We start from the raw sequence: 22592 nt of genomic DNA, 5'->3' as shown, positions 1-22592 counted from the left end.
TATTTTAATTGGGTTAAATTTATAAATTTTTGCCTCTTGACAAATTATTTTTTAAAACTTTTGTAAATTGTTTCAGCCCCAGCATTATCATAAGGATAGCTTTTATTGCTTAATGATTGTTTGGTGTTAAAAGTACTTAAGATATTATCAATGATTTTATTTTTAAATTCATTACTCCAGTTATTATGAAATAACGTAATTTGTTTTAATGGTCTTATAATTGAATAAAAGGTTTCTTGCACTAGTTGTACTATTTTATTTGTCTCGACACTATAGCCAATTATTTCACGATTAAACAAATCAATTAACAAACAAAGATAATGTTATTTAGCACCACATTAAACATATGTTAAATCATTAACAACAACTTCATTGGGATGTTTATTAATTAAATTCACGGTTTAAAACGTTGCTAATTTCGTTGTTATTAACCACCAACTTATGATTACGATATTTTAATTTGGTGCATTTAGATACTAACTAATCTTTAATCATAATTTGGTGAATTTTTCTTCGCGATAAGATAATATCTTTCTGATTTAAAAAGCTTTAATTTTATAAGACCCATAAATTTTACGATTGGCATTAAATGCGCTGATAACTTTTTGTTCATAATTATTAATATCAACTATAGCCACATTTATTAATTTGATAGTAATATGTTGATTTTGCTATCTTTAATTTTGATCCTATTTGACCAATTTTTCGCATGGAATATTTTTCTTTATTATTGTTAATAATTTCTATTTTTTCATCAACCATTAGCGCCGTTCTCTTTAAAAAGTTGTTTTTCATTATAATTGGATTAATTATTTTCGCAAGGCAATCTCACAAAGTTCATTTTCTTCAACGGTGTGATTATTTTTCGCTTTAAAAAATCCAGAATTATGAAATTTTTCAATTCACTGATATATAGTTGATTTTAACAACTTATATTCCTTAAAAATTTCAACAATTGTTTTGCTATTTTGATAAAATAAAACAGTTTGTTTTTTAAATTAATATACCATGAATTTCTTCCTATTTTTATATTCCTACTTTTTTCATAATTATATTTTATTTGAAAGTCCACATGAATATGTTCCAACTTATAGGAACATATTCAAAAATAATAAAAAATTCGGTCGTAAAACAAAAACATTAAATAAAATTTACCTTTAAATTATTAATTATTTAGTTAATTATTAACACTACTTCACCAGATATTATTACAAATATAAAGAAATATTGACAAAGATTTTATCTGTTCAAACACCTTATATATAATATTTTTACCTTTTCTCGTTATAATTTTAATAAAGAAAATTTATTACGAAAAGGTAAAAATAAACCACATAATAAAACAGAAAACCACAGAAAAGTCAATAATTGTCGAACAATTATTGAACATAATATTGAATTTTCAAATATTAAACTATGAATGTCTTTGGTCATCTAGAAAGAAATACTATAGTTGGTAAAAAACCATAAAACAGCAATTATAACTTTAGCCAATATATGATTGATTTAAAACATCAATCCCGTTAATAACTAATACCAGTAACTAATAATATAGAAAGCAAAGATGTCATAGAAAGTATAATAAAATTTATTTTAAACAAACCATCTGGCACAATAAAAACAATTACATTTGATTGTGATAAGGAATTTATTAGGTGAAAAAACTTGAAAATATTTATAAAATAAAAGTTTATTTTGCTAATGTTGGTTGTTCTATCCAAAAAGAATTAAACGAAAATAATAATGAAATTTTGAGACAAAGTTTACCGAAAGGAATAGATTTATCAATATTTTATCAAGATGATTTAAATAAAATAGCATTGAAAATAAATTCAATGCTAATAAAATTATTAAATTATAAAAATTCATTGGATTTAATACAAAATATTCAATAAAGTGTCCAAATATATTTACAATTCAGGATATTTAATTTTTTTTAAACATAAACCATATGGTTTTGCACAATATTTTGTTGTCCCTCTTAATGGTGGGTGTTTTAAAACCATTTTTAATTCCATTAAACTAACTTGTCCTCAATAACATGCCAAAATATTTTGTGTTAACATCCTAATTTGATAACGAATAAAATTTGGTCCTACAAAATGAATTTCTATTTTTTTGGATCTATTTCGTTTAACTCAAATTTTTTTAATTGTTCGTTGCGTTGCAATATTTTCGCCCGATTTAACACCGGTAAAAAAAGCAAAATTATGAGTACCAACAAAAACTTGACTAATTTTATTCATTTTTTTCACATCTAGTAAAAGATCAACTTTTAATTCATAACGATGATTAAAAAGATCATACGTTCGATCATTAATCGTATAAACATATTCTTTGACTTTGGTTGTCCGAACACTAAAATTCTCGGGAACAACTTGATATTTTTTAATATTAATATTTGGTGGTAAACTTTTACTAACTATATTAATAAAAAAACCTAAGTGACCTGGCTGAAACGGCAACTTAACCAATACTTTTTGATCACAAGCATGAACACCTGCGTCAGTTTTACTAGCTCCTAATGTTCAAATTTTTTGTTGACAAACGCCAAAAAATGCTTTCTCTAATTCAAACTGAATTGTTTGAGCATTTTTTTGTTTAACTCAACCGCTATAATCATAACCATCATATTCAATACTTAATAATAAATATAACATTATCATCCTAAAACAAATTCATCAATATGAGGAATCCGAATACGTAAAAATCCTGTTGAAATTTCGCCAAATATTCATTCACCTGTTCCTCAGTGTCAAATTTTATAAAAGGTTTCGTATTGACCCATTGTTACTGATTGCGCAATAATAACACTGGCAATCCCAACACCAAAAATAAATAATAAGATATCCGGAAAATGAATGCGATAATGACGATAACGTGTTCGTTTAGCACGAGGGTCGTATCCGCGAGCATCCATTGCATAAGCTAAATCTTCTGCTTTTTGAAAGGATGACACTAATAATGGAATAATCAAAGATGTTGTTGATTTAATTTTGTCTTTAAAGTGTCCATTCTTATAATCAACTCCTCGTGAAGCTTGAGCCTTCATAATTCGTCCCGCTTCTTCAATTAATGTTGGGATCATACGTAAAGCAATTGAAATAATTGTTGATAAAATATGAACAGGGAACCGTACTAATTTTAACGGACTTAATAAATCTTCTAACGCTAATGTTAAATCCAATGGGCGGGTTGTGGCGGTTAAAATTGTTGTAATTAAAATCATTAAATAAATCCTACATGCCATATAAAAGGCATTAAAAACGGCTTTTTCGGAAAAAGCAAATCAACTTTTTCCTCCTTCGGCAACTGGACCAGTTGCCGATGTTTTTCCTCCTCAATGTCAACCAATATAACCACCTGTTACTAAAAAACAATTAATTAACATTAAAATAATAAACATAAATAAAATTGGTTTTAACAATGCCCGTAATAATCTTGGCGGTAATTTCGCTAAAAAGAACAAAGTAAAAATCGTTACAACTAAAATAGCATAACCAGTAAAACCGGTTGAAAAAAAGATTGATACCATTAATGATAACAACATAAATAATTTTACCCGTGGATCCATTCTATGAATTGGAGAATTATAAGCAATATAACGTCCAAATGATAAGCGCATCTTTTTATTCCTTTCTTTTTTGTTTTTTATGGTGAATAATTTCTTTTGCTAATTGATCAATATTTCGAATATTAACATTAGTTAAATTTAAATCAAACCCCTTTTCTTGTAATTTATAAATTAAATTATAAATCTTCGGTGGTTCAATTAAAATGGTTTGTAATAAATCTTTATCTTTGAAAATTTCAAAAGGTGTTCCGACTTTTAAAACACAGCCCTCCTTTAAAGCAATAACCTCATCAGCAATTTCTAGGACATGATCCATATTATGTGTTACTAAAATAATTCGTTTATTTTGTTCTTTATTAATTTGGGAAAATAACTTAATAAAGTCTTCTTCCCCCTCGGGATCTAACCCCGCTGTTGGTTCATCTAAAATTAAAGTATTACCCTCCATTGCTAAAATCCCAGCAATAGCAACGCGACGTTTTTGTCCTCCTGATAAGTCAAATGGTGAGCGTTCTAAATAATTCAATGGTAAGCCAACCATTGTTATATATTTTTTGGCGTTTTCTCGAGCCACTTCTTTACTTTCACCCAAATGAACTGGACCAAACATAATATCTTTTTCAATTGTTTCTTCAAATAATTGATATTCCGGAAACTGAAACACTAGCCCAATTGATTTTCGTAATTGTTTAATATTCTTAATTCGTTTTTGCTTTGCGGTAATGATAAAACCATTCGCATCAACAACGCCTGTTGTGGGAATTAATAATCCATTAATATGTTGAATTAATGTTGATTTACCACTTCCTGTTGACCCGATGATAGCGGTAATTTTCCCCGGTTTAATAACCACATTAATGTCTTGCAACGAGACATATTCGTATGGCGTTTTGGGTGCATAAACATAAGAGACATCAGTGAAGGTAATATCAACATTTTGTAACGCTTCAATTTTAGGTTTATTTTTTACTTTTGACATATTTCATCCACCAACTCTTTAAGATCTAGTGTATTTTTTACTTCTAATCCATTCTTTATTAAACTATCAACAACACGCGAGACAAAGGGAACATCTAAATGAATTGATTTTAAAAACTCTTCATTATATAAAATTTCATATGGTTTACCACATTTGACCACTTGTCCTTTGTTCATCACAATGACCTTATCAGCATTTAAAATTTCATCCATATCATGGGTAATTGAAATAATTGTTTTTTTCCGTGATTTTTTTAAATCAACAATAATTTGTTTAATTTCTTTGCGTCCCTTTGGATCTAGCATACTTGTTGCTTCATCAAAAATAATAATATCTGGGGTTAAAGCTAATGCCGAAGCAATTGCTATCCGTTGTTTTTGTCCACCCGACAACATTAATGGTTCATGGTCAAGAAAATTACTCATATCAACTTTGGCGGCTGCTTTATCAATAATTGCTTGCATATCTTTTTGAGGAATTTGACGATTTTCCAAACCAAAAGCAATGTCATCACGAACTGTTGACCCAATAAACTGATTATCCGGATTTTGAAAGACAATTCCTAAAAATTTACGAATTCCAGTAATTGTTGACGAATGAACTTCATTACCAAAAACTTCAATCTTCCCTTTTTGTGGTCGTAAAACCCCAATAATAATTTTACTAATCGTTGATTTCCCACTCCCATTATGACCAATGATTGTAACGTATTCACCGTGTTTAATTTCAAAGCTAACTCCGTCAACTGCATTAGGATGTTTTTCACGATAGCGAAATTCAACATTAGTTAATTTTAATGAAATATCATTTAGTTTTTTTAACTTTACAGTAGTTTTCTTTGTTTTTTTCGCCATATTTTCTCATCCTTAATGTTTTTACACAATGGTTTAATTATATACTTAATATTTAAAAAATATTAATTGAAATTTTATCTTTCTAATTTATCTTTAATTATATATAAAAATTATAAATACACAAATAATTAATTTGTTTTTTCTAAATTATCTGGGCTTTATCAATAGCCCTCATCACTATACGGATTTATCATCTAAGTCAATATTTTGAACATAAACATCCCGTGGTTTTGCACCATTTTGGGGACCAATAATCTCGTTTTCTTCTAACACATCAATTAAACGACTAGCTCGATTATAACCAATTGAAAATTTTCGTTGAATCAACGATGTTGAAGCCTTCTGATTTAAAATAACAAATTGTTTTACTTCTGGGTACAAACTGTCAATATTATCGCTTTCATTGTTGACGCCACTACCACTATTGATTTCAATGTTTAAAAACTTTTCATCATAATTATGTTCCTGTTGTTCACGGCAGAAATTAACTAACCGTTTAATTTCATCATCAGAAATAAATGCTCCTTGTGCCCGAGTTGGAATATTTTGTCCCGCTAATATATATAACATATCACCATAACCAATTAGTTTTTCAGCGCCTCCTTGATCTAAAATTATCCGTGAATCAATCGCTGAAGTAACCGAAAATGAAATTCTCGAAGGAATATTTGTTTTAATTACCCCGGTAATAACATCTGTTGATGGTCGTTGCGTTGCAATCACCATGTGAATTCCAGCCGCACGCGCTAATTGGGTGATTCGCATAATTGAGTCTTCAATTTCTTTCCCTACTGTCATCATTAAATCAGCCAGCTCATCAATCACTATCACAACATATGGTAATCGATCTTTCTCTGAAACTTTTTTATTAAATGTTTCGATATTTCGAACACCGCGTTCAGATAGCATACTATAACGGCGTTCCATTTCCTCAATGATTTTTTTTAAAGCTGAATTTGCTAACGTGGTATCAGTAATAACAGAAGCCAATAAATGCGGTAAATTATTATAAACTGTTAACTCAACTTGTTTTGGGTCAATTAATAATAATTTTACCTCTGATGGTTTTGTTCGTAAGATTAATGACGATAAAATGGTATTAATGCAAACTGACTTTCCACTTCCGGTTGAACCAGCAACTAATAAGTGAGGCATTTTATCTAATTCAACAAAAATAATTTCACCATTGATACTGCGACCAATTCCAACTAATAATTTACGGTCTTGTTTTTCTAATGGTAAGCGTTCCATAATTTCGCGTAAAGTTACCTTATTACTAATTACATTAGCTATTTCAATTCCAACGGCTGATTTCCCTTGAATTGGCGCTTCAATCCGCATATTTTTCGTGGCTAAAGCATATTTTAGATCACTCTCTAAATTCATAATTTTATTAACTTTTACCCCTGGTTGCATTTGTACTTCAAACTTGGCAATTGTTGGACCAATATTAATTTTCCGCACACTAGCGGCAATATTAAATTGTTGAAAAACTTGATTAATTTTCTCGGATTTATTTTGTGCAGCAAGTTTATTTTGTTCATTATTTCGTTGATTATCTTCCTTCGGATTTAATAAACATAAATTAGGTAATTTATAATGATGATCATTAAAAGAACTACGACGTGGCTCCGACTGACTAAATTTTTTATTAACTTCAATTGATTTTAGCTTCGTAACACGGTGTGGTGATTGACAACACGGTATTTCAAAATGTTGTTGATGATGATGATGATGCATTACTGGTGGTTCATAACTATGGTAATACTCCTCTTGATGTGGTTCTAAGTCATATTCATATTCTCGATTACTACTCTGGCGATGATAAATTCCTGCATTAGGATCAATTGGCCCATATTTTTCTAATGGTGATGAATCGTATTCTTTGATGAGAAAATGTTCATCATAAAATGATGTTTGTTTTAAAGGGCCTGGATTATCATTACGGTTAATTTTTCCAAAAGGTGTAATATCAGTTGCCGAATTTAATTTATCACGGGCAGCATCAATATTAACATTTTTATCATAAGATGAACCATAAACTGGTAAATTATCAATATTTTTATTAAGATAAGCATTATTATTGTTCCGACGATTACGCGGTTGAATGTACTGGTCTGGTGTTAATTGAATTTTTGTGCAATGCGGTGGATGCGGCGCTTGTGGAGGAAAAAGGGGATAATCATTAAAAGGTTTTTTGTGTTTTATTGGTTCTGGACCAAAGGGATTTTGATTATCAAAATTAACATAATTTTGTTTTATTTTTTTCTTTCCAACAAAATCATCCGCGATTAAATCATCAATTAAATGTTGATCATGTAACGCGGTGTATGATGGCATTTGAATTGTAATATCAGAGGATTCCGTTGTGTGCATTACTTGCCGTGCGGAAAACAATTCTTCATCTGGAATATTATAATCTTGGTATATATTTTGTTTTTTACGACGATTCACTGGCAAACGTAATACACGAACCCTTTGTTGTTGTCGCTCATTTTTTATTAAAAACATTCCAACCGTTGTTCCTGTTATTATTCAATTTCCTCATAATATAAAAACTGATAAACACAAAATTAACGATCCAAAAATAGTTGTATAACTAGCAATTCCGGCTAAAAAGTTTCCAATCATTCCGCCACCAGCGTATAAAATAATTCAAGAGCCATTAAACCCAACAAAAGTAATATGATGGGTTGGATTATAATTAAAAATGGAAGCATCTTGCCAACGTTCAAGATAGTTATTCATAACATTTAAAAAAACACCGCGATGAAAATATGCCATTTGGCCAATAGCGTATTGATAAATCAGCAACACACCGCTAACTAATCAACACGATAAAATAATAAAAGTTATTGCCATACAAATAACACGGTTTTTTAAGCGAATACGAACGCCAATAAAAATCGTAATTCCTAATATTAAGCATACTAAATACACTAAATACTTAAATCAACCAAAAGCAAAAGTAAATAAAACATCGTCAATAAATTGTCCAATTAAAGTAATGCGTCCTACCGCAATAATAGTAAAAAATATCACTAATAATGCCCCAATTACTCACCCGATGGAATCATTACGATGCTGCTTTTTTTTGACTTTTAAGATTGCAGTTTTCTCATTATGATCATTTATTAAATGATCATTATAAGACTTCTTTCCCACAGTGTAGCCCTCCTAAAATTCTAAATACTTATAAATTATTTTAAATATGACCATATATTTAAAAGTTTCAAATATTTATCTACTGTGAATATATCATAAAATTAAATTTCATTCACAATTGCCAAAATAATTGGTGTTTTCCCAGTTTCTGTTTTAACAAATGAACTAATTGTTGATCTAATTTCATTTTTAACTTCATTAACATCATACATTTCCATAGTGGCAACTTTTTTATAATAATGTTTTTCAATAATATCAATGATAACTTTTTGCATTTTACGAAAAATATCATTATTTTCTTGAATATAGATTACTCCTCGCATTTGTGTATCAATCAAGGAAACTAATTCTTTTGTTTTACTATCAATTGAAACACCAATAATAACAACACCATTTGTTGCTAATTGTTTACGTTCATTTAAAACAACGGCACCAATATCACCAACACCAATTCCATCAACATATAAATCAGCTATTTTAACCTTATTATATGTTTTTTTATATTCACCATCAATAAATTCAAGTACTTCTCCATTATCAACAATAAAAATATGTTCTGGATTAATCCCAGCTTCAATTGCAGACATTTTTGCTTGCACAAAGTCTTTATATAGTCCTTTTACTGGAACAAAATATTTTGGTTTAATAATTGAACTCATTAATTTAACATCTTCATAACTTGCTGTCATTGTTCAAACTTTTTTATCTGATAAAGCAATGGTTTTAGCAACAGTTCGTGCTAATTCATCTAAAACATTAGCGTGGTTTAATTCACTGCCTGGATTTGGTGGTGTTGCTAAAATAATTGTGTCACTTTCTTTAATATCTAAAATATCATCATTTCCTGACGCAATTTTAATTAAACGACTATATAATCGTTCACTACTTCCAGTTACAATAATTAATGATTTCTTTTCTTTAACGGCCTCTTGTAATCCTTTTAAATTAATCCCATTAAAGTTTAGTTTTTTACTATCCGATAATACTTTCAATGATTCTAATAATGTTTGACCATAAATTCCAACGGAAATATTATTTTCCCGTACTAAATCAAATAACTCACTAATTTTGTGCAAATCTTGATCAAAACAAGCTAAAATAATCCGTCCTTCTGTTTCTTTCACGGCACGTTCAATATAGTTTTTAATTTTATGGTTTGGAGCTGTATAATCCCGGCGTGAAACTGATGAAGCCTCTGATAAAAATAATAATACTTTATTTTTGGCAATAATTTGGTTTAAATGTTGCAAATCAGTTGCAAAGTTAGAATCAGCTTTTGCATCAAAAATATAATCACCTGTATAAATAATTGTCCCATCTGGCGTGTATAAAGTAAAACCAAAACTATTTGGCATATTTGTTGTTGTTGAAAAAACTTCAACTTTACATGACCCAAAATCAAGGATATCCTTTGCATTAATAAGATGAAAACATTCTTCTTTTCCTCGTACTTTAAAGCGTTGCAAATGAAATTTTAAAATATTACACGTTAAATTACTTCCATAAACTGGCAATGCTAATTCTTTTAAAATATAAGTAATTGCTTCAGAACATTCATCTGAAGGTTTTGTAATAAAAAACCCTTTAATGCGGGCGCGGTTCTCCTTTAAATAATCAAAATTTGGAATTACTACATCAATTCCTAAAATTCCTCGTTCCGGGTTTTTTGTTCCTGCATCAAAAATAAAAATATCTTGTTCTACTTCAATACAATATAAATTTTTACCTCGCTCGTCTAACCCCCCAAGAGCGAAAAAATTAATTTTTGCCATAATTAAAATCATCTACTTTCTATTTTTTTATTAATTAATACTTATTTACATTTTATTTTTTAAATGCATTTATATATTTTTCCCTTAATAAATCTAATATATCTAAAAAATGTAATCTTGATCATTATACATTACTATTTAAAAAATATCTAAATAATCAGGAAAAATAACACATTTTTTAAGTTAAAATAATAATATTTAAAAGGATGTGAAAAAAGATTGAAAGCAATTTTTCCTGGTAGTTTTGACCCAATCCACGAAGGTCATCTTAACATTATTAAAAAAGCAGGGACTTTATTTTCTAAGTTATATGTTGTTATTACTAATAACTTAGAAAAGAAACAACAAACAGATATTAATATTCGTGCTAAGCAAGTTGATCTTGCTTGCCAAAATCTTAACTTAAATGTGGAAATTTTAATTAATGATCAAATGTTAACTAGTGATTTTGCCAAACAATTAGGCGCTAAATATATTATTCGGGGGTTACGGAATAATAATTATTTAAAATATGAAATGGAACTAGCTTTTGCAAATAAACAATTAAATCAAAATCTTGAGACAATTTTTTTTATTGCTGACCACGGCCTAAATGAAATTTCCTCAACCCTTTTAAATCAAATTAAGCTGTTAAAAAAATAAAAGAAATCCTTAATTTTACAATTCAGGTAATATGTTTACCTTTTCTCGTTATAATTTTAATAAAAAAATTTATTAAGAAAAGGTAAACATAAACCACATAATAAAACAGAAAACCACAGAAAAGTTAATAATTGTCGAACAATTATTGAACGTAATATTGAATTTCCAAATATCAAAGCAATAAATGTCTTTGGTCATCTAGAAGGAAATATTATAGTTGGTGAAAACCATTAAACAACAATTATAACCTTAGCTGATATATTATCTAAAAAATCAATATAGCTAGTAACTAAATAATAGCAAAAGCAAAGATGTCATAGAAAGTATAATAAAATTTATTTTAAACAAACCACCTGGCACAATAAAAACAATTACATTTGATCGTGGTAAAGAATTTAGCAAGTAAAAAAACTTAAAAATATTTGTAAAATAAAAGTTTATTTTACTGATAATGGTTGTCTTGGCAAAAAGAATTAAACGAAAATAATAATGAAATTTTGAGACAAAGTTTACCGAAAGGAATAGATTTATCAATATTTTATCAAGATGATTTAAATAAAATAGCATTGAAAATAAATTCAATGCCAATAAAATCATTAAATTATAAAAATTAATTGGATTTAATACAAAATATTTAATAAAGTGTCCCAAATATATTTACAATTAAGGTAATTTTAAAGAAGATTTTAATTATCGGATTGACAATGATGCCGAACTATTGGTTGTTTTGTTAGAAAAACATTACTATAATGCGATGTTTGAAAAATCACGAATTTAGATATTACAAGATTTTCTATTATTTTAGTAACTGGAACAAAAGGGCGAAGTATTCAATACCGGAATTATAAATGAAAAAAATTTATTAGCAGGGGGAAAGATTTATTTTAGTAATAATTTAGATTTTTATAAAACTTTTAATAACAAAGAAATTTTAGTAAAAAAGAACAGCTATTAATATGAACGGATATTTTTATTTATATTTATATCAAGAATTATTTAATTGTATTAATAATTAATGAAAAAACTAATATTTGTGACAAAAAATTGGTATTGAATAAATTAGATATGATTAATGCAGATGAATGCTGTTTTAGTTATTTTATAGATTTAAGCTATTTAAATAATGTATAATTTAATTGGTGATAATAAACAGAAACTAAAGATAAAGTTATTATTGTAACCAGTATTATTTTTTCCATTGTAGTATTTATTTATTTAGGATTAACTATATTATTGGAAAATAAAAAATATAAAAACAAATAGAGCTCAAAATTTAATTAATAAACTTGATGAATATTTTAATGAATATTTTAATGAATATTTATGAATATTTTAAATTATTTGAATTTTTTAATTTTTTTAATTATGAATATAATTTAAAGGTACTTAATGATAATACAAATAAAGTAGAAGAATCAAGTTTTAGACATTAAGCTAAAGATTTACTATAACAATTTATATTTAAATATGGAGTTTAATTATGGATTTTATATTTTTAATTGTATGAATACAACAAAAATATAAAATATTAAGATGATTTTATGTCGTCAATGTTATTAAATGTTATCAAGAAATTAAAAATTATATTATTTTATTTAACTGTATAAAAAATTTATAACTTGGGCAGCAATAAATGTATATGAAAAAAGAAATATACAAATTAGATTTTTCATATTATAGATAATGCTAATAATTAATGTTTTATTTTTTGTTATAATGTTATTAACTTTAGGAATTAAAATCTTTAAACTCTTAAATGTCTGTGGTTTTCACATTTTTACAAAAAAAAAAAAAAGACTTGCACTATTAACTATTATCCAATAAAATAAATTAGCACGTATGTTTTATGGGAAAATCTTTTGTGGTCTATCTGTGATACACTGACAGGCGTTGTAAATGTTTACACAAAAAATATGAACAAAATTAGGAGGAAAAGTAATGGTTCAAACTAAAATGAGAATTAAATTAAAAGGTTTTGATCACCGTGTGGTTGATCAATCAATTAAAAAAATCATTAAAGCGGCTCAAGCCGCAGGAGTACAGGTAAAAGGACCAATTCCTTTACCAACCGAACGTAATATTATCACTATTTTACGAGCAACTCATAAATACAAAGATTCAAGAGAACAATTTGAAATGAGAACGCATAAAAGAATTATTTATATTATTAATCCTGATGGTCCAAAGGTAATTGATACCCTAAAAAGGGTTCAACTACCAAGTGGTGTGGAAATTGAAATGAAATAAATAACCATTCTTAAATTTAATTTATAAACAAGATATACATGACGTATTTTTAAGGAGGAAAGAAATGAAAGGAATCTTAGGACGCAAAATTGGTATGACACAAATTTTTGCTACTGATAGTAGATTAATACCAGTTACAGTAGTTGAAGTGCAACATAATGTTGTTTTACAAGTGTCAACAAAAGAAAAAAAAGGTTATCAAGCACTTCAATTAGCTGTCGAAGATAAAAGAGTTAACTTGGTTTCAAAACCAGACCAAGGGCAATTCAAAAAAACGAACACAACACCTAAGCGCTTCGTTAAAGAAATCAGAAACATGGATGGTTATTATTCTGGCGATATTATTAAAGTTGATATCTTTACTTCTGGAGAATTCGTTGATGTTACAGGAATTTCAAAAGGGAAAGGATTTACCGGTTCGATTAAAAGACATAACTATTCACAAGGACCAATGGGTCATGGGTCAGGTTACCACCGTGGTGTTGGATCAATGGGACCAATTGCACCAAATCGAATTTTAAAATCTAAAAAAATGCCCGGACATATGGGAACCGAAAAAGTAACAATTCAAAATTTAGAAATTATTGCAATTGATATTAAAAAAAACACTTTATTAATAAAGGGCTCAATTCCAGGTCCGAAAAAACAATTTGTAGTTATTAAAGAAACAATTAAAGGTTTAACACCTAATGCACCAACAGAACTAATTAAAAGAACTGTTGACAAAAAAAAATCAGAACACACAACAAAAGAAGAAAAACCAGTTGAAAGAGTTGTTGATTCAAGTGTTGAAATAACACCAACAGCAGTCACTGATGCGCCAGCATCAAAGATGGGGTAGTTTTGTAGAAAGGAATTTTAAATAAAATGAAATTACAAGTACTTGATGCGAAGGGAACTAGCGTTAAAGAAATTATTGTAAATGATGCCATTTGAGGTATTGCCCCACATCAACAATCAATGTTTGATGCTGTGATTGCGCAACAAGCCGCAATGCGTCAAGATACACACAAAACTAAGACAAGAACAGAAGTATCTGGTGGTGGAAGAAAACCTTGAAGACAAAAAGGAACCGGCCGTGCTCGCCAAGGTTCAATTAGAGCACCACAATGAAAAGGCGGAGGGATTGTTTTTGGCCCAACTCCGGAAAAAAATTACTTAAAACATGTTAATAAAAAAGTAAGAAAATTGGCAATTAAATCAGCATTATCATTGAAAGTTCAAGATAAAAATATTATGGTAATTGACCAATTTGGAATTTACAAACCTTCAACAAAAGCAATGGTTGAAGTCTTAAATAATTTAAAAATTAATAATGAAAAATTATTAATTATTACGACTGAAGGTGATGAAATTAACTTTAAATCATCACGTAATATTAAAAAAATAAATATAATTAAATCAACTGGAATTAATATTTATGATTTATTAAATTCAAACAAACTATTAGTAACAGAAGAAGCAATAAAAGCAATTGAGGAGGTTTATGCATAATGCATATTACAAATATTATTAAAAAACCAATTTTGTCAGAAAAAACATACCGTAATATGGTTAATGGTGTATATACTTTTGAAGTTGCGCGGACAGCAAACAAAGTTCAAATTAAAAAATCTTTTGAAAAAATATTTGAAGTAAAAATTGAAAAAGTTAATGTTATTAATTATGATCCAAAAGAAAAGAAAATGGGAAAATTTGTTGGAAAAACAACATATACAAAACGTGCAGTTATTAAATTAAAACCAGGAGAGAAATTAGATTTATTAGGAGAAGATAAATAATCCCAAGATTACTCTATCCGGGACTGTTTATTGGCGCAAAAGGAGGATAAAATAAAAATGCCAATTAAGGGTTTTAAACCAGTTACACCGAGTCGTCGTAACATGACGACATTAGATTATTCCGTGCTAACAACCGATCGCCCAGAAAAATCATTAATTGAAACTCGGAAAAGACATGCTGGTCGTAATAATCAAGGGGTTATTACGACAAGACATAAAGGTGGCGGCCATAAAGTTAAATATCGTATTATTGACTTTAAACGTAATAAGTATGATATTATTGGAAAAATTGCAACCATTGAATATGATCCAAACCGCAACGCCTTTATTAGTTTAGTTAATTATGTTGATGGTGAAAAAAGATATATTTTAGCACCAAAAACAATTAAAGTTGGAATGCAAATTATTAGCAGTGATAAAGCTGATATTAAAGTTGGAAACTGTATGAAATTGAAAAACATTCCAGAAGGGACAGTTCTACATAATTTAGAATTACGTCCAGGTAAAGGTGGCCAATTAGCGCGTTCAGCGGGGTCATCGGTGCAATTACTAGGAAAAGATGAAGATGGCAAATATGTAACAATTCGTTTAACATCTGGTGAAGTTCGTAAGGTCTTATCTGAGTGTCGTGCCACAATTGGTGAAGTTGGAAATGAAGATTATGCCTTGGTAAATTGAGGAAAAGCCGGTCGAAACCGTTGACGCGGAATTCGCCCAACTGTTCGGGGATCAGTTATGAACCCGAATGATCACCCACATGGAGGCGGAGAAGGTAAAGCTCCAGTTGGGCGAAAAGCACCAATGACTCCATGAGGAAAAAAGGCATTAGGAGTGAAAACTCGTAATAAGAAAAAAACCTCAACTAAACTAATTGTTAGAAGACGTACCCAATAATCTTGCTAAATCAGGGTAAAATCAGACAAACAATAGTTGAAAGTAAAAATAAAAATTAGAGAGATTATAATATAGGGGGTAAAAAAATGTCACGAAGTCTTAAAAAAGAGCCATTTGTTGATAAACATTTAAAGAAAAAAGTTGAAGTATTAAATTCTACGAATAAAAAAGAAGTTGTTAAAACCTGATCAAGAAGAAGTGTTATCTATCCTAATTTTATTGGTCACACTTTTGCTGTACACAACGGGAAAGAACATATTCCGGTTTATGTTACCGAAGATATGGTTGGTCATAAACTGGGAGAATTCTCACCAACAAGAAAATTTGGTGGGCATGGCGATGATAAGAAAAAGAAAAAATAATCAAATTCAGAAAGTTAGTATTATATAAATGGATGTAAAAGCAAACTTAAGAAGTATTCGAATATCGCCACGAAAAGTAAGATTAATAACCAATTTGATTCGGAATAAAAAAGTGGGAGACGCAATAGTTATTCTTAACAACATAAACAAAAAATCATCAGTACCAGTACAAAAATTAGTTAAATCAGCGGTAGCTAATGCCGTTAATAATAATGGTCTGGATGCTGATCGCTTATTTATTAAAGAAATATTCGTTAATGAAGGACCAACATTAAAGCGTTTCCGTCCGCGCGCACATGGACGAGCATATGAAATATTGAAGAGAACAAGTCACGTTACCGTTACTGTTAGCGATATGGACAACAATAAGAAAGGAAGATAACGAGAGATGGGTCAAAAAGTTAGTCCAACAGGATTGCGAGTTGGAGTTATTAAAACATGAGATTCAAGATGATATGCCGAAAAGCAAGAATATGTTAAATGATTGCATCAAGATATCAAGATTAGAAAAGCTTTGTTGAAAGAATTAAAAGGAGCAAGTATTTCTAAAATTGAAATTGAGCGCACAAAAAAAGAAATTGTTATCTTTATAAGGACTGCTCGTGTTGGTATTGTATTAGGACAAGAAGGGAAAAACATCGCTAAATTAGTAAAATTAGTATATGTTACAATTGGCGATCGTAAAATGGAAGTAAAAATTAATGTTGTTGAAATTAAAAACCCCGATACTGATGCACAATTAGTCGCAAATACAATTGCGGAACAAATTGTTAATCGTGCATCATTTAGAAGTGTGCAAAAACTAGCCATTAAAAAGGCAATGAAAGCTGGGGCACAAGGAATTAAAACTTCAGTATCAGGACGTTTAGGGGGGGTTGATATGGCACGAACAGAGGGATATACTGAAGGAACGGTGCCGTTGGCAACTTTACGTAGTGATATTGATTATGCATTATCAGAAGCTTTAACAACCTATGGTCAAATCGGAGTTAAAGTTTGAATGTGTAAAGGAGAAATCTTGAGTAAAGAATTATTATCCACTAGTGATGAAAAACCAAAGTTTGAAAGAAGAAATTTTAATTGTTCAAGTAATAATCTTTTTGATCAAGGACCAAAATTACATTCTGATGCTAAGGGATCAAAATAATGTTATTACCAAAAAGAACAAAGTATCGTCGTCCGCATCGCATTAAGTACGAAGGAAAAGCAAAAGGAAATACGAAAGTAGATTTTGGAAAATTTGGATTAAAATCACTAGAGGGAAATTGAGTTACCAACCGTCAACTTGAATCGGCACGGATTGCTATGACTCGTTATATGAAACGTTGAGGGAAAGTATGAATTAGAATTTTCCCCCATATGGCAAAAACAAAAAAACCACTAGAAGTACGAATGGGTTCAGGAAAAGGTTCACCCGAAGAATGAGTAGCGGTAGTTAAAGCGGGAACAGTAATGTTTGAAGTAGCAGGAGTTTCGGAAGAAACTGCGCGTGAAGCATTACGATTAGCAATGTATAAATTACCGGTGAAATGTAAGATTGTTAAAGAAGGAGAAGAATAAGGTGAATGATTTAAATAAAAAATCAGCTGAAGAGTTAAAAAAACTCGAAGAAGAATCGCGAGCTGAATTATTTGCGTTAAGATTTCAATCAGCAATGGGGAATTTAGAAAAACCTCATCGCATTGGAGAATTAAAGAAACAAATTGCTTGAATTTTAACAATCTTATATATTCGTAAAAATGCTGGTGAAAATACTGAAATTAATGTAAAAATTAATTTAAGTGAAACATATGCGAAAATCGAAAAAGAATCACAAGCTTTTGCGAAACAACGCAAAGAAAAAATTGAACAAATGATGGCTGAACAACAAGCTGATGACGAACAAATGCCAAATTTAATAGACCTACCATTAACAGACACAATTGATCTAACAGCGTCAGCAGCAGTCGATAAACAAAGTCCAACGACAGAGCAACCAACTTCTGTAGTGGACAAGAAACCAGGATTAGTTAAAATTACTTCTGATAAAAAAGATGTTGTGGAGAAAAAATCAGCAACAATAAAAGAAGCAGTGCCACCAATGCAAAAAAAAGTTCTAGAAGTTAAAAAAGTCGCTGATAAAGCACCTAAAGCTGATAAAGATGTTGCATTAAAAACTTTAATTAAAGAAAATGATGATGCTAAAAAATCAGCTGCTAAAAGTAAAAAAACATCAACAAACGATAAAGAAACTGTAACAGTTAAGTCAGTTACTTCTGCTAAAGCAGAAATTGAAGTACTCCATGGTGAAAAAAAAACAGGGTCAACAAATGATGTTAAAAAACCAACCGAACTTAATGTAAAAGAAAAATTAGCAGCAATCAAAAGTTCTGTTGTTGTAACAACGGGTGACACCACCAAAGGGCGTGGGTCAAATATTAAAATTGATTTAGATTTAAAAAGAAAAGATCCAAACGCCAAAGAATATACATATGGAGCAAATTGAAAAGAAAATCGTGATAAAATTTTAACCGCTGGTAAAACAACAAAAAAAGCCGTTGATAAAACAACTAAGAAAAGTATGGGAAAAAATAATGGAAAGAAATAGTCGCAAAGTCCTACAAGGACGTGTTATTTCAGACAAAACTGAAAAAACAATTAATGTTTTAGTTGAGACATACAAAAATCACCCGTTATATAAAAAACGTGTTAAGTATTCAAAAAAATATTTAGCCCACGATGAACAAAACCAAGCACATATCGGAGATAAAGTAAGCATTATGGAAACGCGCCCTTTATCAAAAACTAAACACTTTCGTTTAGTCGAAGTTGTCGAAAAAGCAATTGGTTAAGAAGAAGGGGATAATAAAAAATGATCCAACAAGAATCAAGATTAAAGGTTGCTGATAATTCTGGTGCAAAAGAAGTGTTAGTAATTAAAAATTTGGGTGGTTCATGACGAAAGTTTACTAATATCGGGGATATTGTTGTATGTACAATTAAAAAAGCAACTCCTGGCGGAATTGTCAAAAAAGGACAGGTTGTTAAAGCGATTATTGTTCGCACTAAACGTGGATTAAAACGAAAAGATGGAACACAAATTCAATTTTCAGAAAATGCCGTAGTATTAATTAAAGATGATAAAAATCCACGAGGAACACGAATTTTTGGGCCAATCGCTCGTGAAGTTAAGGATGCTGGTTTTACAAAAATTGCTTCTCTAGCACCAGAAGTATTATAGGAGTCTACGAGATGAATAAATTTAAATTTAAAAAAGGTGACTTAGTAAAAATTGTAGCTGGAAAACATAAAGGGACAGAAGGCCCAATCATTAGTGTTTTACACAAAAAAAGTCGTGTGATAATTGAAGGAATTACAAATGTTAAACATGTAAAACCTTCTCAAAATAATACTGAAGGGGGAATTCGACAAGTTCCGGCCTCAGTTCATATTTCAAATGTTGCATTAATTGATCCAAAAAACAAAAAAGAAATTACGAAAATCAGTTATCAAATTGCTGATAACGGAAAAAAAAATCGAATTGCTCGGAAATCAAAAGCGCATTTATCGTAAAGAAAGGAATAATGTTTAAATAATGACTGTTAATTTAGAAAAAAAATATAAAAATACCATTGTTAAAGAATTATTCAAAGAGCAAGGTTTTCAATCAATTATGCAAGTTCCTGTTGTTCAAAAAATTGTTGTGAACATGGGAGTTGGTGATGCAACACAAAATAGTAAAGTAATCGAAGATATTACTAATGAATTAGCAGTAACAACTGGATTACATCCAATTGTTACAAAAGCAAAATGTTCAATTGCTTCTTTCAAATTACGTGAAGGAATGCAAATTGGTGCAAAAGTTACTTTACGTGGAAAAAAAATGTATCATTTTTTAGATAAATTAATTAACATTGCTTTGCCACGGGTAAGAGATTTCCGAGGACTTAATAATAATGCTTTTGATGGGTGTGGGAATTATACCTTAGGAATTAAAGAACAAATCATTTTCCCTGAAATTGACTATGATAAAGTTAAAAGAGTACGGGGAATGGATATTACAATTGTCACAAGTGCTATTAATGATGACGATGCTCGCGCATTATTAGGCAAAATGGGAATGCCATTTAAAAAATAGAGGGAAAAAGAAGATATGGCCAAAAAATCATTAAAAGTTAAACAACAATGCCATCCAAAATTCAAAGTAAGAGGTTATACTCGTTGTGGAAAATGTGGACGTCCTCATGCTGTGATACGTAAATTCGATTTATGTCGTGTGTGCTTTAAAGAATTAGCATATAATGGACAAATTCCTGGTGTTAGAAAAGCTTCATGATAGAAAGAGAGACTAATTAATTATGATGATTGATAAAATTGCTGATATGTTAACAAGAATTCGCAATGCCAATCAACGTTTACACAAAAGTGTAAAAATGCCGTCAAGTAAAATGAAAGTAAGAATTGCTGAGATTTTGAAAGAAGAAGGCTATGTCGAAGACTTTAAAGTATCAGGGTATATTAAAAAAGACTTAACGTTAAATTTGAAATATAAAGGAAAAACAAAAGTTATTTCAGGATTAAAACGAATATCAAAACCAGGATTAAGAGTTTATGCGACTTTTGAAAAAGTACCTCAAGTTTTAAGTGGTATGGGAATTGCAATTATTTCAACTAACCAAGGAATTATGACAGACAAAGCAGCAAAAAAAGCTCACCTAGGTGGGGAAATTATTGCTTATGTTTGATAGAATATTTAAAGGAGAGCAAGAAAATGTCTCGAATTGGTAATAGAAAGTTAAAAATTTCAAGTGGTGTAGAAGTAACAATTAAACAAAATAATGTTATTGTCAAAGGCAAAAAAGGACAATTAGAGCAAGCGATTCCAAGTGTTATTACAGTTAAAACAGAAGAAGGCTTTGTGACAACAACCAGAGTAAACGATGTTAAACATAGTAAGCAATTACATGGTACAATCAATTCTTTAATTCAAGGAATGTTAGAGGGTGTCAGCAAAGGTTTTAAAAAAGAATTAGAAATTAACGGAGTTGGATATCGGGCAGCATTGGCTGGCGATAAACTAACGTTAAGTTTGGGATATTCACATCCAATTGAATATAAAATTCCAGTCGGAATTACCATTACTCTTCCAAAACCAACACAAATTGTTGTTGAAGGAATTTCAAAACAATTAGTTGGGGAAGTAGCAGCAAAAATCAGAAATTATCGTAAACCAGAGCCTTATAAAGGTAAGGGAGTTAAATACAAAAACGAACACATTATCTGTAAAGAAGGAAAATCTGCTGGTAAATAGCAGAAGAAAGGAATCACAACAATGGCAAATTTACAAAGTCAAAGTCGTAGTGCGAAACGAAAAAGAAGACATTTTCGTGTTCGTTCCAAAATTAATGGTACAACCGCAATTCCTCGTTTAAATGTGTTTAAATCGAACGGGCATTTCTACGCCCAATTAATTGATGATGTGAAGCAAAAAACAATTGTTGCGGCCTCAACATTAAAAATGGTTGGTTTAAAATCAACAGGCAATATCGCTGCGGCGGAAAAAGTTGGAGCAGAAATTGCGAAAAAAGCACTTGAAAAAAAAGTTACAACCGTAGTATTTGATCGTGGTGGATATTTATACCATGGAAAAGTAAAAGCATTTGCAGAATCTGCCCGTGAAACAGGATTGAAATTTTAAAAGGAGAGCAATAAGGAAATATGGCAGAAAATAGAACAGATTTAAAACCAAAGTCAGGAAGTCCGGCCGATAAACCACTGGTAAAGGGAGGTTTTTCATTAAATAATCCTCGCCAATGAAAACAACGCTTTGAACGTAATAATAATCGTAATCGTCGTGGCGATAATAATATGTTTGAAGAGAAAGTTGTTACAATTCGTCGTGTTACTAAAGTAACAAAAGGAGGACGTCACTTTCGTTTTGCGGCAGTTGTGGTAATTGGTGATAAAAAAGGCCGTGTTGGTTTTGGCACTGGGAAAGCAAACGAAGTTCCTGATGCAATTAAAAAGGCAATTAAAGAGGCAAAGAAACAGCTAATTAAAGTGCCTCTAGTTGGAACAACTGTTCCCCATGAAATTATTGGTAATTTTGGTGCTGGAAAAGTGCTAATTAAACCAGCGCGTAAAGGGACAGGAGTTATTGCTGGTGGTCCAGCGCGGGCTGTAATTGAATTAGCGGGATTAGCAGATGTTTATACAAAATCTTTAGGATCAAATACCCCAATTAATATGATTCGTGCAACGTTAGATGGTTTACGTAATTTACGAACAATTGACCAAATTGCAAAATTACGTGGTAAGTCACTAGAAGAATTACAAGGATAAG

General features: G+C 29.9%; 30 protein-coding genes. 22 read left to right on the top strand and 8 right to left on the bottom strand.

Going from position 1 to position 22592, the window contains the following annotated elements; genetic code table 4:
- Positions 1-44: 44 nt before the first annotated feature.
- Together ACE38S_RS03250 and ACE38S_RS03245 are read right to left on the bottom strand one after the other, a co-directional pair.
- Positions 45-311: a hypothetical protein gene (locus ACE38S_RS03250; protein WP_374696373.1), complete on the bottom strand. Its 267-nt coding sequence runs from the start codon at positions 309-311 to the stop codon at positions 45-47.
- Positions 312-618: 307 nt separating this feature from the next.
- The gene (locus tag ACE38S_RS03245; protein ID WP_374696372.1) at positions 619-795 is read right to left on the bottom strand and encodes a hypothetical protein; all 177 of its coding nucleotides are present in this window, start codon (positions 793-795) and stop codon (positions 619-621) included.
- Positions 796-1655: 860 nt separating this feature from the next.
- Between ACE38S_RS03245 and ACE38S_RS03240 the strand changes: the two genes are divergently transcribed.
- Entirely contained in the window at positions 1656-1895 is a 240-nt protein-coding gene (locus ACE38S_RS03240) for a hypothetical protein (protein WP_374696371.1), read from the top strand.
- Between the two features lie 15 nt (positions 1896-1910).
- Here the strand turns inward: ACE38S_RS03240 and ACE38S_RS03235 are convergent, their stop codons facing one another.
- The 6 genes from ACE38S_RS03235 to ACE38S_RS03210 all read right to left on the bottom strand — a co-directional run bounded on the left by ACE38S_RS03235 (position 1911) and on the right by ACE38S_RS03210 (position 10344).
- Entirely contained in the window at positions 1911-2666 is a 756-nt protein-coding gene (locus tag ACE38S_RS03235; protein WP_374696370.1) for a tRNA pseudouridine synthase A, read from the bottom strand.
- Positions 2660-3625: an energy-coupling factor transporter transmembrane component T family protein gene (locus ACE38S_RS03230; protein ID WP_374696369.1), complete on the bottom strand. Its 966-nt coding sequence runs from the start codon at positions 3623-3625 to the stop codon at positions 2660-2662. Before ACE38S_RS03230 ends, ACE38S_RS03235 begins: the two co-directional genes overlap by 7 nt.
- Positions 3626-3629: 4 nt before the next feature.
- Positions 3630-4553, bottom strand: coding sequence for an energy-coupling factor transporter ATPase (locus ACE38S_RS03225; protein ID WP_374696368.1), 924 nt, complete (start codon positions 4551-4553; stop codon positions 3630-3632).
- Positions 4541-5407: an energy-coupling factor transporter ATPase gene (locus ACE38S_RS03220; protein WP_374696367.1), complete on the bottom strand. Its 867-nt coding sequence runs from the start codon at positions 5405-5407 to the stop codon at positions 4541-4543. Before ACE38S_RS03220 ends, ACE38S_RS03225 begins: the two co-directional genes overlap by 13 nt.
- A gap of 177 nt (positions 5408-5584) precedes the next feature.
- The gene (locus ACE38S_RS03215; RefSeq protein WP_374696366.1) at positions 5585-8572 is read right to left on the bottom strand and encodes a DNA translocase FtsK; all 2988 of its coding nucleotides are present in this window, start codon (positions 8570-8572) and stop codon (positions 5585-5587) included.
- Between the two features lie 101 nt (positions 8573-8673).
- Entirely contained in the window at positions 8674-10344 is a 1671-nt protein-coding gene (locus ACE38S_RS03210; protein ID WP_374696365.1) for a ribonuclease J, read from the bottom strand.
- Positions 10345-10563: 219 nt separating this feature from the next.
- Here ACE38S_RS03210 and coaD point away from each other — a divergent pair, with 219 nt between their 5' ends.
- The 21 genes from coaD (at position 10564) to rpsE (ending at position 22591) form a co-directional block, all read left to right on the top strand.
- Entirely contained in the window at positions 10564-10986 is a 423-nt protein-coding gene (gene coaD, locus ACE38S_RS03205) for a pantetheine-phosphate adenylyltransferase (protein WP_374696364.1), read from the top strand.
- A gap of 455 nt (positions 10987-11441) precedes the next feature.
- A complete protein-coding gene (locus ACE38S_RS03200; protein WP_374696363.1) occupies positions 11442-11600 on the top strand; it encodes a hypothetical protein in 159 nt (52 codons plus the stop codon).
- Positions 11601-12924: 1324 nt separating this feature from the next.
- A complete protein-coding gene (gene rpsJ / locus ACE38S_RS03195) occupies positions 12925-13233 on the top strand; it encodes a 30S ribosomal protein S10 (protein ID WP_374697122.1) in 309 nt (102 codons plus the stop codon).
- Positions 13234-13297: 64 nt separating this feature from the next.
- Entirely contained in the window at positions 13298-14074 is a 777-nt protein-coding gene (rplC, locus tag ACE38S_RS03190) for a 50S ribosomal protein L3 (RefSeq protein WP_374696362.1), read from the top strand.
- 26 nt (positions 14075-14100) lie between these two features.
- Positions 14101-14727, top strand: a complete 627-nt coding sequence (rplD, locus tag ACE38S_RS03185; RefSeq protein WP_374696361.1) for a 50S ribosomal protein L4 — start codon at positions 14101-14103, stop codon at positions 14725-14727.
- Positions 14727-15014, top strand: coding sequence for a 50S ribosomal protein L23 (gene rplW, locus ACE38S_RS03180; RefSeq protein ID WP_374696360.1), 288 nt, complete (start codon positions 14727-14729; stop codon positions 15012-15014). Before rplD ends, rplW begins: the two co-directional genes overlap by 1 nt.
- A gap of 57 nt (positions 15015-15071) precedes the next feature.
- Positions 15072-15908, top strand: coding sequence for a 50S ribosomal protein L2 (gene rplB / locus ACE38S_RS03175; RefSeq protein WP_374696359.1), 837 nt, complete (start codon positions 15072-15074; stop codon positions 15906-15908).
- A gap of 86 nt (positions 15909-15994) precedes the next feature.
- Positions 15995-16270, top strand: a complete 276-nt coding sequence (rpsS, locus tag ACE38S_RS03170; protein WP_374696358.1) for a 30S ribosomal protein S19 — start codon at positions 15995-15997, stop codon at positions 16268-16270.
- Positions 16271-16298: 28 nt separating this feature from the next.
- Positions 16299-16652: a 50S ribosomal protein L22 gene (gene rplV / locus ACE38S_RS03165; RefSeq protein ID WP_374696357.1), complete on the top strand. Its 354-nt coding sequence runs from the start codon at positions 16299-16301 to the stop codon at positions 16650-16652.
- A gap of 6 nt (positions 16653-16658) precedes the next feature.
- The gene (gene rpsC / locus ACE38S_RS03160; protein WP_374696356.1) at positions 16659-17417 is read left to right on the top strand and encodes a 30S ribosomal protein S3; all 759 of its coding nucleotides are present in this window, start codon (positions 16659-16661) and stop codon (positions 17415-17417) included.
- Positions 17417-17830: a 50S ribosomal protein L16 gene (rplP, locus tag ACE38S_RS03155; RefSeq protein ID WP_374696355.1), complete on the top strand. Its 414-nt coding sequence runs from the start codon at positions 17417-17419 to the stop codon at positions 17828-17830. The genes rpsC and rplP overlap by 1 nt, the downstream gene beginning before the upstream one ends.
- A gap of 1 nt (position 17831) precedes the next feature.
- A complete protein-coding gene (gene rpmC / locus ACE38S_RS03150; protein WP_374696354.1) occupies positions 17832-18857 on the top strand; it encodes a 50S ribosomal protein L29 in 1026 nt (341 codons plus the stop codon).
- Positions 18841-19101: a 30S ribosomal protein S17 gene (gene rpsQ, locus ACE38S_RS03145; RefSeq protein ID WP_374697121.1), complete on the top strand. Its 261-nt coding sequence runs from the start codon at positions 18841-18843 to the stop codon at positions 19099-19101. Before rpmC ends, rpsQ begins: the two co-directional genes overlap by 17 nt.
- 20 nt (positions 19102-19121) lie before the next feature.
- Complete coding sequence (rplN, locus tag ACE38S_RS03140; protein ID WP_374696353.1) at positions 19122-19490, top strand: 50S ribosomal protein L14; 369 nt, start codon at positions 19122-19124, stop codon at positions 19488-19490.
- An 11-nt stretch (positions 19491-19501) separates the two neighbouring features.
- Positions 19502-19822, top strand: a complete 321-nt coding sequence (gene rplX, locus ACE38S_RS03135) for a 50S ribosomal protein L24 (protein WP_374696352.1) — start codon at positions 19502-19504, stop codon at positions 19820-19822.
- A 22-nt stretch (positions 19823-19844) separates the two neighbouring features.
- Positions 19845-20387: a 50S ribosomal protein L5 gene (gene rplE, locus ACE38S_RS03130; RefSeq protein WP_374696351.1), complete on the top strand. Its 543-nt coding sequence runs from the start codon at positions 19845-19847 to the stop codon at positions 20385-20387.
- Between the two features lie 15 nt (positions 20388-20402).
- On the top strand, positions 20403-20588 hold the full coding sequence (locus tag ACE38S_RS03125; protein WP_374696350.1) for a type Z 30S ribosomal protein S14: 186 nt from the start codon (positions 20403-20405) through the stop codon (positions 20586-20588).
- 19 nt (positions 20589-20607) lie between these two features.
- Complete coding sequence (gene rpsH, locus ACE38S_RS03120) at positions 20608-20997, top strand: 30S ribosomal protein S8 (RefSeq protein WP_374696349.1); 390 nt, start codon at positions 20608-20610, stop codon at positions 20995-20997.
- A 23-nt stretch (positions 20998-21020) separates the two neighbouring features.
- Positions 21021-21560: a 50S ribosomal protein L6 gene (rplF, locus tag ACE38S_RS03115; RefSeq protein ID WP_374696348.1), complete on the top strand. Its 540-nt coding sequence runs from the start codon at positions 21021-21023 to the stop codon at positions 21558-21560.
- A 21-nt stretch (positions 21561-21581) separates the two neighbouring features.
- Entirely contained in the window at positions 21582-21947 is a 366-nt protein-coding gene (rplR, locus tag ACE38S_RS03110) for a 50S ribosomal protein L18 (RefSeq protein ID WP_374696347.1), read from the top strand.
- Between the two features lie 170 nt (positions 21948-22117).
- Positions 22118-22591, top strand: a complete 474-nt coding sequence (rpsE, locus tag ACE38S_RS03105) for a 30S ribosomal protein S5 (protein ID WP_374697120.1) — start codon at positions 22118-22120, stop codon at positions 22589-22591.
- Position 22592: the final 1 nt, after the last annotated feature.

It is taken from the genome of Spiroplasma endosymbiont of Polydrusus formosus (assembly GCF_964263245.1).
In the GTDB taxonomy this organism is placed as follows: Bacteria; Bacillota_I; Bacilli_A; order Mycoplasmatales; family Mycoplasmataceae; genus Spiroplasma.
The sequence above is the reverse complement of the archived record's forward strand: the minus strand, read 5'-3'. Positions and strand labels throughout refer to the sequence as shown.